The sequence below is a fragment of the Stenotrophomonas sp. STEN022 genome, assembly GCF_056760155.1.
Genome location: NZ_JBRREG010000123.1, coordinates 1 through 10,951, shown reverse-complemented (window position 1 = coordinate 10,951; position 10,951 = coordinate 1). Strand labels below are relative to the sequence as shown.

Here is a 10,951-nt window from a genome sequence, read left to right as displayed (position 1 = left end):
CGAGGTGGGGCTCCACCAGGGCGATCACACCTGCGGGGTGGGGGGCCTGCAGGCCCAACCACTTGTCCATGCCCTTCCCGTAGGGCGGGTTCATCCACACGAAGGCCTGCGGCCACCACACCGTCGCCAGGCCATCCTGGCTGGGCGGGATCATCCGGCAGGCCGTCGGCGCCGGCAGATCGGAATGGTCTTCCGGCGTGCAAGGATCGAGGTCAAACCCCTCCTGGCCACCCAGCGCTTTGACGATTGCCGGCGGGGTATACCAATCGACGGCCGAGTAGTCTTTGTCGCACGCCTTGTAGCAAGCGGTGGTGAGCCGGGTGGCCTTCGGCGCCAAGAGGCGCTTGGTGCGGGTAGCCGGTTTGAACTGAAGAACGTTGGACTGCATGTCGATCTCGCCTGTCGTTCCCGATCGGAACGGACGCGAGCTTGCGGGCGCGGCGCTGTAGGATTTCCGCGCGAAAAGGCCGCTTTATCGGGACATTTGTCCCGATAACGGCCAGCATGCATTGATATGCCTCATCCGAGCGTTTCCCGATAAAAAGACGGGAACAAGGAGCAATCGGTGGCTTTCGCAACGCTCTCGGCGGCGGACTGGAGCACGTCCATGGCCCAGTTGTGGAACGGCTGACGCGCCTCGCTGCTCACCCAAGGGATTTCGAGGGCTTCAAGCACCGTGAGCGCACGCGCGGGTCGATGGGGATGAAATACGGCGAGCCCCATCAGTCGATCGGACTCGTTCAACGCCATGGGCAATTTCTGTTCCAAGCCGGGGATGCCCGCTTGTCGAAGAGCTGCAAGAGCTTCTGCCAGAAGCTTCTCAGCCGATTCCAAGCGGTCTTCTGTTCTCCGTAGCCGCTCATCCATCATGGACCGTTGATACCCTTCGGCATCGCGGCATTCACACACCGAAGACCAACGGTATTGCACTCCTTGACGGTTGCTTCTCGCCGGTCGGTGCACGGGGATCAACCCTTCGTTTCTCTGGCGTCGCTTTTTCAGCGCGTCCTTGGAAATACCCAGCATGTAGGCCGCCACACCAGGACCGACCCACTCCCGCTTTCCATCGATCGCTTGGGTAAGCTCAACGTCCTCTGAGTAGGTCAAGACGAAAGGACCAGGATCTTTCGGAGGGCGTCCTGGACGCCGCCCACCCATCCAGCCGGATTCGTCAGCGCTCAAAGCCGACTGCTCCCCTTCCCAAAGGGCCGAACCCCAGTGCTCTCCACCACATCGACGCTCAACCGCTCTTCCAGATCACTGGCACGCTGGCGCGACCGTGACGCATCGATGGCATGCTGGGTTGCGGCGAGGACGCCTAGGAATGCGTCCTGGTAGGGTTGTCGGCTCTCGGTGTTGATCCAGGGTTGGGCCAAGGCAACTTCCACGGTGCCTTCCCAAATGTTGCCATCGGCCAAGGCCTGAGCAAGCGTGGCGTCGTCCACAGCCAAGACATGGCCCGCAATGCGATCCCCATCCAGCGCCCAGTCGTGCGACACCACCGCCACGTCCGAAAGGGTGGCCAGGTTCGAGATGCGGCCCAGCTTCTTCTGGAGCTTGGCAAGTTCTTCCTTTGCCTGGCGGAGGGAAAGCTCCAGTTCCAGCTCGCGCACGCGCTGTTGCGCCATATCCAGCTCATTCTGCAGGCAGCGTTCTTTCGGTGACTTGCCCAACCGGGCGTTCTGCCACTCCACCAGGTCGCTGTAGAGGTAGCGCACGTGCTGGTTCAGCCCACCCCCAACCTGCCCCGCCCCTTTCTGGAAGGGAGGACCCAGTGGGGGCGAGCGCCGCCGCCATTCACCCAGGGTGTCGAAGTGGACGCCCAGGAACTTGGCCGCGGCCTTGGTGCTCACGGTAGGAGGCGGCAGGCCAGCCGCGGCCCGTTCCAACTCCCGGTCTACCGCCGTGGCCTGCAATGCCAGGTATTGCTCTTCGGCGCGTTGAAGCTCAATCGTCATCCAGCGCGGTGATCTGGTTGCGGGGAGCAAAGATGGTAACCGGTTCGTCCTTGGATTCGTCCAGCCGGGGCTTGTCCACGCCTTTGAGCCGGTTCCATACCCTGGGGCTGGTGGCGATCATCATTTCCTCCACCTCGGAGAACGCCTCACGCAATCGCTTCCACTCCTGGTCGGTGTAGCGCAAGCTCACCTCCGACATGCCCTTGTCGTCCGGCTGCGACACGTGGTGGTGGAGCATCTGGGAGACCACCCGGCTGTCTCCAAGGAGCAGGCCGGCGTAGCGTCCCAAGGTCCGGCGCAGATCGTGGGTGGTCAGGCCTTGGTCGACCTCGTCCCGAAGGTCAATGAGCCCGGCATCCCGGCGCACATTGGCCAGGATCGACTTGCTATCGGAGTAGTGCCCGGACTTGCTTCGGCTGGAGCGGGCGGGAAACACATATTTCGTTCGCTGAACCTCGTGCTCCGCCTTTTCCACGGCCTCCTGGAGGCCCACGATCACGGCCTTGCTCGCACCACTCTCGCGCGCTGACTCCAGCAGTTGACGAGCGGCGGCTAATTCCTTCTTTGCTGTGGCGTTGTCCAAACGGCCTTCGAAACGACGGCGCAGGATCCGTTCCGCAAAGTAGGTCACGGGCAAGAATCGGCTCTCGCCCGATTTGGTGTCGCTCATGAACACCTGCGGGCCGGTGCGGCCGGTGTAGGGATTCACCGCATCCGCTGCACCCAGCCAAACCCAGGACACTTCCCGCTGGGACAGCTCGCCCTTGGAACAGCGATCAAACCAACGCAGCTGCACCGCTTCACTGCGGCGCGAGCCCCAGAGCAGCGTCAGCAGCAGATAGTCCGAAGCGGCGGCATTGTGACCACCCTGCTCGTCTCGGCGGGCCACGATCGCCTTGAGCACCTTGGGGAGAGTGTCGTCGTTGAGAGGGTTTCGAACCTCGGCCCGTTCGTAATGTTTCCGCAGTGCCCTTGCGCCTCGCACCAGCTTCTTGCTGAAGACGACTGAGAACGGGTTGAAGGACAGCACGAGGGGACGCCCCTCTATGCTGGCCAACTCCAGCTCCTTGCGCAGTATGTGCTTCACGCCGCGGTATGCATCGGTGAAGGTGTGCTCGGCCGCGGCCACTCCGGCGGCTTTCACCCGCTGGATGTATTTGCCCGTGATGCCCAGTGATTCGAGCTTGGCGGTGTCGAGCTCCGCCCAGTCCTCATAGCCCTTGAGGACGGCTTTCATGTGAGTGGGGACGCGGTTGGAGCGCTCCATGGCGCTCTTCCGCATCTTACTGTAGGCGGCCGTGATGTCATTCTCGCGCAGATCCTTGACGACCCGGTCGGCCATGTTCACTTCCGGACGCTCCAACCGCGCCATGCTGTCCCGATAAGCCTCCACGCTGTTCGCCTTGACCTGCCCCAAGGCCAGGCGCTCTTCCATGTCCGCCAGGTAGGCAGCCATGCACTCGCGAACGGTGATGTTCGCCAGCCGTTTGATGCTCTGGGCTGCTTCCTTGGCCTTGGCCTGGTGGACCTTTGGGTTTTCCCCGGTGCTCAGCAGGATCGCCACGTGCTGCCGCGCTTTCTCGTGGGCCTCAGCCAGGCCCATGTCCGTCACGTTGCCCAAGGCGAAGCGGCGCACCCCGTTGGGGCCGCGCCGGACCATCTCGTAGGTCACCTTCGTCTTGCCCACGTAGAAGCCGAAACCCACGGGGGCACCCTGGCTGGCGTCCACGATCCGGTAGGGCTTGCCCTGGTCGGCCTTGGGACGGGGAACCAACTTGATCCGCCCGCCCCCAACGACCTCCGGCACGACGCTGGTGGAAAGCTGCATCACCTGCGCGTGGGTCAGACTAAACTTGAAGCCCGCTCGGCGGGCACCTGCCTTCGTCGCAACACCGTTGGCCATCGCCGAAACCCCGATCCTTGTCGTCGCAACAGGATTCTGGCCTCAACCGGAACCTGTCGCAACATGATCGCAACAGAAAACCCCGTTACTTGCCGTTTCTGACCGGTAACGACCGCTACAAACCGAGGCAGATTATTTTGCAAGCCACTGATTCCAATCAAACAAGCAAGCCCAGCAAGGGTGGCGCAGAACACACGCCTTTAATGAAGCAGTTCTTTGCAGCCAAGTCCGAGTACCCGGACCTGCTGCTGTTCTTCCGGATGGGCGATTTCTACGAACTGTTCTATGACGACGCGCGCAAGGCCGCGCGCCTGCTCGACATCACCCTGACCCAGCGCGGCAGCTCCGGCGGCGCGCCGATCCCGATGGCCGGCGTGCCGGTGCATGCCTTTGAAGGCTACCTGGCGCGGCTGGTGGCGGTTGGCGAATCGGTGGCGATCTGCGAGCAGATCGGCGACCCGGCGCTGGCCAAGGGTCTGGTCGAGCGCAAGGTGGTACGCGTGGTCACTCCTGGCACCGTCACCGACGAAGCCCTGCTGGATGAGCGCCGCGACACCTTGCTGATGGCGCTGTCGCGCAGCAAGGCCGGCTACGGCCTGGCCTGGGCCGATCTGGCCGGTGGCCGTTTCCTGGTCAACGAAGTTGACAGTGACGACGCGCTGGAAGCTGAGCTGGCCCGGCTGGAACCGGCCGAGCTGCTGGTGCCCGACGAGGAGAACTGGCCGGAGTTCCTGCGCCATCGCAATGGCGTGCGCCGCCGCGCGCCGTGGCTGTTCGATGCCGACAGCGGCCGCCGCCACCTGCTGAACTTCTTCAAGCTGCATGATCTCAGTGGCTTCGGCATCGACGACAAGCCGCGCGCCACCGGTGCCGCCGGCGCCCTGCTCGGCTATGTCGAGGAAACCCAGAAACAGCGCCTGCCGCACCTGACTTCCATTTCGATGGAGAACGCCGGCGAAGCGATCGCGATGAACGCCGCCACCCGCCGCCATCTGGAACTGGACACGCGCGTTGATGGCGACACCCGCAACACCTTGCTCGGCGTGCTCGACAGCACCGTCTCGCCAATGGGCGGACGCCTGCTGCGACGCTGGCTGCACCGCCCGCTGCGCCTGCGCAACGTGCTGCAGCAGCGCCACCACGCAGTTGCCACGCTGATTGACCGCGGCAGCGACGCCGACCTGCGCGACAGCTTCCGCGCGCTTGGCGATATCGAGCGCATCCTCACCCGCATGGCGTTGCGCTCTGCGCGCCCGCGCGACTTTTCCACCCTGCGCGATGGCCTGGGCCTGTTACCGGCCATCAATGCACAGCTGGACACGCTGGATTCACCGCGCCTGCAACAGCTGCGCGCCGAGCTGGGCTCGCACGATGAAAGCGCCCAGCTGCTGGCCAGCGCCATCGCCGAGCAGCCGCCGCTGAAGCTGTCCGACGGCGGCGTGATCGCCGAAGGCTACGACGCCGAGCTCGACGAACTGCGCCGCCTGTCCACCCACGCCGACCAGTTCCTGATCGACCTGGAAGCACGCGAGCGCCAGGCCAGCGGCATCGCCACCTTGAAGGTCGGCTACAACCGCGTGCATGGCTATTACATCGAAATCAGCAAGGGCCAGTCCGACAAGGCGCCGGTGCATTACACCCGCCGCCAGACCCTGACCAATGCCGAGCGCTACATCACCGAGGAGTTGAAGAACTTCGAGGACAAGGTGCTGTCGGCACGCGAGCGTTCGCTCAGCCGCGAAAAACTGCTGTACGAAGGCCTGCTCGACATCGTCGGCCAGCATCTGGAACCGCTGAAACGCTGTGCCGGCGCCTTGAGCGAACTGGACGTACTTGCTGCATTCGCCGAACGCGCACAGGCGCTAGACTGGGCACAGCCGGAACTGCAGGAAGATGCCTGCCTGCGCATCGAACGCGGCCGCCACCCGGTGGTGGAAGCCGTCCGCGATACCCCGTTCGAGCCCAACGACCTGGACCTGCACCCGGACCGCCGCATGCTGGTCATCACCGGCCCGAACATGGGCGGTAAGTCGACCTACATGCGGCAGAACGCACTGATCGTGCTGCTCGCCCATATCGGCAGCTTCGTGCCGGCCAGCCGCGCTGTGATCGGCCCGATCGACCGCATCCTGACCCGCATCGGCGCCGGTGACGACCTGGCCAAGGGCCAGTCCACCTTCATGGTGGAAATGGCCGAGACCAGCTACATCCTGCACCACGCCACCGAGCACTCGCTGGTACTGATGGATGAGATCGGCCGCGGCACCTCGACCTACGACGGCCTTGCCCTGGCCGACGCGGTCGCGCGTCACCTGGCCTACCAGAACCGCTGCTACACGCTGTTTGCTACGCATTACTTCGAGCTCACCGCACTGGCCGATGAAAGCCATGAAGGCGGCGCCAGCGGTATCGCCAACGTGCATCTGGATGCAGTGGAACACGGCGACACACTGGTGTTCATGCATGCAGTGAAGGACGGCCCGGCCAACCGCAGCTTTGGTCTGCAGGTAGCGGCCTTGGCCGGCCTGCCCAAATCCACGGTCGCGCAGGCACGCCGTCGTCTGGCAGAGCTGGAACAGCGTGGTGGCGAGACCCAGAGCGCGGCAATGGCGCCGCAGGCCTTGGATGCGCCGCAGCAGTTTGGTTTGTTTGCCGCGCCGAACTCAGCGGCCCTGGATGCGTTGCAGGCGATCGATCCCGACGAGCTGACGCCGAAGCAGGCGTTGGAAGCGCTGTACCGGGTAAAGTCGTTGATCTGAGTGCAGCGCCCCTGTAGTGCCGAGCCATGCTCGGCAGAGGCTGTACCAGTAGAGCCCAATGCCGAGCATGGCTCGGCACTACAGCTTCTGCTCCCTCTCTTTGGCCGAAGGCCAAGGGGAGGGTTGGGGAGGGGTTGGCTTTCAGGGCCCTTCCATTGCCTCCAGCTTCGCGGCTTACGCCGCTCCCACAGGTGCCAGCAACGCATCATCCAGTTGCCCCGCCCGCACCGACGCCGGCCGCTGCAGATGACGTGTGCAGTAATCGGTGAACACCGGCTTGGCCTCAAGCTGGCCCATGCTGATGAAGTAACTCAGGAACGCCGCCATATACAGATCGGCTACGGTAAAGCCATCACCCACCAGATAGTGCTTGCCGGCAACTGCTGTTTCCAGGGTGCGGATCAAATCCTCGGCGCTGCCGTAACCGGCCTCCATCGGCGGTGCCAGCGTGCCATGACGAAGATCGGTGACGAAGGCTTCCAGCGGCCCAGCCGCAAACAATACCCAGCGGTAGCATTCGCCGCGCTCGGCGCTGCCCACCGGCGGCAACAAGGCCTTGGCCGGTGCCAGATCGGCCAGGTGCAGGCAGATCGCCGCGTTCTCGGTGATCGCCGTTGTCCCCTGCACCAACGCGGGCACCTTGCCCATCGGATTGATTGCCAGATACTGCGCTGACTTCATGCTGGTGCCGTACTCCAGCATCACCGCGTCGTAGCGCAGACCGGTTTCTTCCAGCATCCAGCGGGTGATTCGGCCGCGCGAATGTGGGTGGCTGTAGAAGGTAAGCGTGTCGGTCATCTCTGGCACCTGCGTTGTAAGGAGCCGACAGTGTGCGTAGGGGCTGCTGACAACAGCTGTCAGCAGTGACACATCAAGAGTCCGTCATGCATTGCGCGCGCCAACGCTTCAACAACTGATGACGTTGCCCTGGATAGCGCTGCGCGGTGTCTTCCAGTGCCAGCAATCGATCAGCGCGGAAGTGACGGAAATCACCACGCATTTCGCACCACGCGGCCAGCATGCGCACATCGGCCATGAAGGCCATCGCGAACGGCCAGATCATGCGCTCGCTGACCCTGCCCTCGACGTCGCGGTACTGGATGCGCACGGCATTGCCATCGCGGATCGCACGGCGCAAGGCCGGCAGCCACGGCTCCGGTGGCACCGCGTGCCAGTGCGGTGCGAACAGGCCACTGGTTTCCACCTGCAGGCGCAGCGTTTCGGGCAGTACGCCTATGACACGCTGCAAGGCGGTGTCGGCCGCGGCTGCCAGCTCCGGGTCGCCATGCGAGGCCACCCAGCGCGCACCCAGCAGCACCGCTTCGAGTTCTTCGGCGGAAAACATCATCGGTGGCAGCAGGAAACCCGGCCGCAACTGGTAGCCAATACCCGGATCACCGGCGATATCGGCGCCCTGCCCGCGCAAGGCATCGATGTCCCGGTACACGGTGCGCAGGCTCACCTCCAGCCGTTGTGCCAGCTCGGCGCCGCGCACCGGCGTGCGGCGCCGCCGCAATTCGTCCAGCAAGTGCAGCAATCGGGCGGCGCGTTGGCTCATTGGGGGTTCCGGCACAGGCAGCTGCCCAGCATAACGGCTTACGGCCGGCGCATTGAGCCTGCGGCATCAACAGAGCGCATTTATCCCGGCTAGCTGAGCAATAGATAAGCCCTATCAGAGCGAGCAGTTCATTTGATTATTCATTTAACACGTCGATGGTTACAGTCGGTGCAAGAACTACCCCAACGCCAGCAGGAGCCAGCCATGAGCAATGACACCAAGCCGACCTGTCCGTACCACAGCGCCCCCTCCCCCGAGCAGGCCGCGCAGTCGCAGCGTGACACCAGCACCACGCCCAAGCAGAAGCATGGCGACGCGCCAGTGACGCCGATGACCACCGCCTTCGGCGCGCCGATAGTGGACAACCAGAACAGCAAGACCGCCGGCCCGCGTGGCCCGCTGTTGATGGAAGATGTATGGCTGCTGGAGAAGCTGGCCAACTTCAACCGCGAGATCATTCCCGAGCGCCGCATGCACGCCAAGGGTTCAGGCGCATACGGCACCTTCACTGTCACCCATGACATCAGCAAGTACACCCGTGCCAAGATCTTCTCGGCCGTGGGCAAGCAGACCGAGATGTTCGCCCGCTTCACCACCGTGGCCGGTGAGCGCGGCGCAGCCGATGCCGAACGCGACATCCGTGGCTTCGCACTGAAGTTCTACACCGAGGAAGGCAACTGGGATCTGGTCGGCAACAACACGCCGGTGTTCTTCCTGCGTGACCCGCGCAAGTTCGGCGACCTCAACAAGGCGGTCAAGCGCGACCCGCATACCAATCTGCGCAGCGCCCGCAACAACTGGGACTTCTGGACCCTGCTGCCGGAAGCGCTGATGCAGGTCACCGTGGTGATGAGCGACCGCGGCATCCCGCGCAGCTACCGCCACATGCATGGCTTCGGCTCACATACCTACAGCTTCACCAACAACGATGGCGAACGCTACTGGGTGAAGTTCCATTTCCACAGCCAACAGGGCGTTGAAGCACTGACCGATGCGCAGGCGCAGGTGCTGGTCGGCAAGGACCGTGAGAGCCATGGCCGTGACCTGTTCCAGGCCATCGAGCAGGGCCAGTTCCCGAAGTGGAAACTGTTCGTACAGATCATGCCCGAGCTCGACGCGGAGACCTATCGCATCCATCCGTTCGACCTGACCAAGGTCTGGCCGAAGAGCGACTACCCGCTGATCGAAGTCGGCGAATTCGAGCTCAACCGCAATCCGGTCAACTGGTATCAGGACGTGGAGCAGTCGGCATTCGCGCCCAGCAACCTCGTCCCGGGCATCGGCCCGTCGCCGGACAAGATGCTGCAGGCACGTCTGTTCGCCTACTCCGATGCGCAGCGTTACCGGCTCGGCGTGAACCATCACCAGATCCCGGTCAACGCCGCCCGCTGCCCGGTCAACAGCAATCACCGCGATGGTGCCATGCGCGTGGACGGCAACTACGGCGGCCTGCCGCATTACGAGCCCAACAGCTATGGCCAGTGGCAGGAGCAACCGCAGTACCGCGAGCCGCCGCTGAAGATCCGTGGCGATGCCGACTTCTGGAACTTCCGCGAAGACGACAACGACTACTTCAGCCAGCCCGGTGCCTTGTTCCGCAGCTATAACGCGGCACAGCAGCAGCGTCTGTTCGAGAACACCGCGCGTGCCCTGGGCGATGCGCCGGACTTCATCAAGCAGCGCCACATCGACAACTGCAACAAGGCCGATCCGGCCTATGGTGCCGGCATCGCCGCCGCCCTGCAGGCGCTTGCAGCAGCCGCTGCCTCGGCCGATCCGTTCGCACCGCCACCGCACCCGGGCAACGATTTCCCGGCTGCCACACCGGGTGCCGAGGACATCGAGCTGTAAGTCCTAGCCGCTGATCCAGGCATGATCCAACGCCACCCGCCTTGAGCGGGTGGCGTTGTTTCCGCCCACAAACCAACACGTCATTGGCTTCTTCACTTACGCCCCCTTGCGGGGGTTACCATGCCGCTCGGCAACCCAACCTTCAAGGATTCCCCGATGAGCCTGACCGACGACCTTCTCTCCCAGCTACAGGGCGCACCGCTGCAGCAGGTTTCGCAGCAGCTTGGCATCGACAGCCAGCAGGCTTCGGGCGCCATCAGCGCCGCGCTGCCGCTGCTGATGGGCGCACTGGGCAACAACGCGGCCAAGCCACAGGGCGCAGAAGCCCTGTTCGGCGCCCTGCAGAACAACCACAGCGGCCTGGACATCGGCAGCGTGCTGGGTGCGGTGATGGGCGGCGGCAACAGCCCGGCAGCCAATGGCGCCGGCATCCTCGGCCACATCTTCGGCGGCAACCAGGACCGCGCCGAGACCGGCCTGGCCCAGGCCACCGGCCTGAGCCCGAGCACCTCCAGCCAGCTGTTGAAGATCCTCGCCCCGATCGTGATGGCTTATATCGCCCAGCGCATGAGCAGCGGCGCCGCGCCAGCCGATCCGAACGGCCTGGCGCAGGTCCTGGGCCAGGAAAAGCAACAGGTAGCCCAGGCTGGTGGTATCGGCGGGGGCCTGCTGGGCAGCGTGCTGGACCAGGACGGCGACGGTCAGTTCGGCGTCAGCGACCTGATCAAGCTGGGCAGCGGCTTGTTGGGTAGCGGCAAACGCTGAGCTGGTACAGGCTGATTGAAAACGCCACCGCAAGGTGGCGTTTTTTGTTCCTGTAGTGCCGAGCCATGCTCGGCAGGGGCCTTACCAGCAACAATGCCCCTCTAGTGCCGAGCCATGCTCGGCAGAGGCCCTATCGGTAGAGCCCCTTGCCGAGCAT

General features: G+C 64.0%; 9 protein-coding genes. 3 read left to right on the top strand and 6 right to left on the bottom strand.

Annotated elements, in window-relative coordinates; genetic code table 11:
* The 4 genes from ACVOMF_RS18880 to ACVOMF_RS18865 form a co-directional block, all read right to left on the bottom strand.
* The coding region (locus ACVOMF_RS18880) for a methyltransferase domain-containing protein (RefSeq protein WP_481510631.1) at window positions 1–388 on the bottom strand (388 nt) is incomplete at its 3' end.
* Between the two features lie 131 nt (window positions 389–519).
* Window positions 520–1,026, bottom strand: coding sequence for a hypothetical protein (locus tag ACVOMF_RS18875; RefSeq protein WP_180849842.1), 507 nt, complete (start codon window positions 1,024–1,026; stop codon window positions 520–522).
* 152 nt (window positions 1,027–1,178) lie between these two features.
* The gene (locus ACVOMF_RS18870; protein ID WP_481510630.1) at window positions 1,179–1,958 is read right to left on the bottom strand and encodes a nucleotide-binding protein; all 780 of its coding nucleotides are present in this window, start codon (window positions 1,956–1,958) and stop codon (window positions 1,179–1,181) included.
* The gene (locus tag ACVOMF_RS18865) at window positions 1,948–3,861 is read right to left on the bottom strand and encodes a site-specific integrase (RefSeq protein ID WP_180849844.1); all 1,914 of its coding nucleotides are present in this window, start codon (window positions 3,859–3,861) and stop codon (window positions 1,948–1,950) included. Before ACVOMF_RS18865 ends, ACVOMF_RS18870 begins: the two co-directional genes overlap by 11 nt.
* A gap of 203 nt (window positions 3,862–4,064) precedes the next feature.
* On the opposite strand from ACVOMF_RS18865, the gene mutS reads away from it, so the two are divergent.
* A complete protein-coding gene (gene mutS, locus ACVOMF_RS18860; RefSeq protein WP_481510629.1) occupies window positions 4,065–6,620 on the top strand; it encodes a DNA mismatch repair protein MutS in 2,556 nt (851 codons plus the stop codon).
* Window positions 6,621–6,794: 174 nt separating this feature from the next.
* On the opposite strand, the gene ACVOMF_RS18855 is transcribed toward mutS, so the two are convergent.
* Window positions 6,795–7,418, bottom strand: coding sequence for a glutathione S-transferase family protein (locus ACVOMF_RS18855; protein ID WP_481510628.1), 624 nt, complete (start codon window positions 7,416–7,418; stop codon window positions 6,795–6,797).
* Between the two features lie 73 nt (window positions 7,419–7,491).
* Complete coding sequence (locus ACVOMF_RS18850) at window positions 7,492–8,178, bottom strand: helix-turn-helix transcriptional regulator (protein ID WP_481510627.1); 687 nt, start codon at window positions 8,176–8,178, stop codon at window positions 7,492–7,494.
* Window positions 8,179–8,382: 204 nt separating this feature from the next.
* On the opposite strand from ACVOMF_RS18850, the gene ACVOMF_RS18845 reads away from it, so the two are divergent.
* Together ACVOMF_RS18845 and ACVOMF_RS18840 are read left to right on the top strand one after the other, a co-directional pair.
* Window positions 8,383–10,029, top strand: coding sequence for a catalase (locus ACVOMF_RS18845; RefSeq protein WP_481510626.1), 1,647 nt, complete (start codon window positions 8,383–8,385; stop codon window positions 10,027–10,029).
* 156 nt (window positions 10,030–10,185) lie between these two features.
* Window positions 10,186–10,794, top strand: a complete 609-nt coding sequence (locus tag ACVOMF_RS18840; protein WP_481510625.1) for a DUF937 domain-containing protein — start codon at window positions 10,186–10,188, stop codon at window positions 10,792–10,794.
* The last annotated feature ends 157 nt before the right edge of the window (window positions 10,795–10,951 follow it).

Bases quoted from the DNA above. Each gene is read 5' to 3' on its own strand.
- ACVOMF_RS18875 (WP_180849842.1), bottom strand. From the start codon at position 1,026: ATGCTGGGTATTTCCAAGGACGCGCTGAAAAAGCGACGCCAGAGAAAC.
- ACVOMF_RS18870 (WP_481510630.1), bottom strand. From the start codon at position 1,958: ATGACGATTGAGCTTCAACGCGCCGAAGAGCAATACCTGGCATTGCAG.
- ACVOMF_RS18865 (WP_180849844.1), bottom strand. From the start codon at position 3,861: ATGGCCAACGGTGTTGCGACGAAGGCAGGTGCCCGCCGAGCGGGCTTC.
- mutS (WP_481510629.1), top strand. From the start codon at position 4,065: ATGAAGCAGTTCTTTGCAGCCAAGTCCGAGTACCCGGACCTGCTGCTG.
- ACVOMF_RS18855 (WP_481510628.1), bottom strand. From the start codon at position 7,418: ATGACCGACACGCTTACCTTCTACAGCCACCCACATTCGCGCGGCCGA.
- ACVOMF_RS18850 (WP_481510627.1), bottom strand. From the start codon at position 8,178: ATGAGCCAACGCGCCGCCCGATTGCTGCACTTGCTGGACGAATTGCGG.
- ACVOMF_RS18845 (WP_481510626.1), top strand. From the start codon at position 8,383: ATGAGCAATGACACCAAGCCGACCTGTCCGTACCACAGCGCCCCCTCC.
- ACVOMF_RS18840 (WP_481510625.1), top strand. From the start codon at position 10,186: ATGAGCCTGACCGACGACCTTCTCTCCCAGCTACAGGGCGCACCGCTG.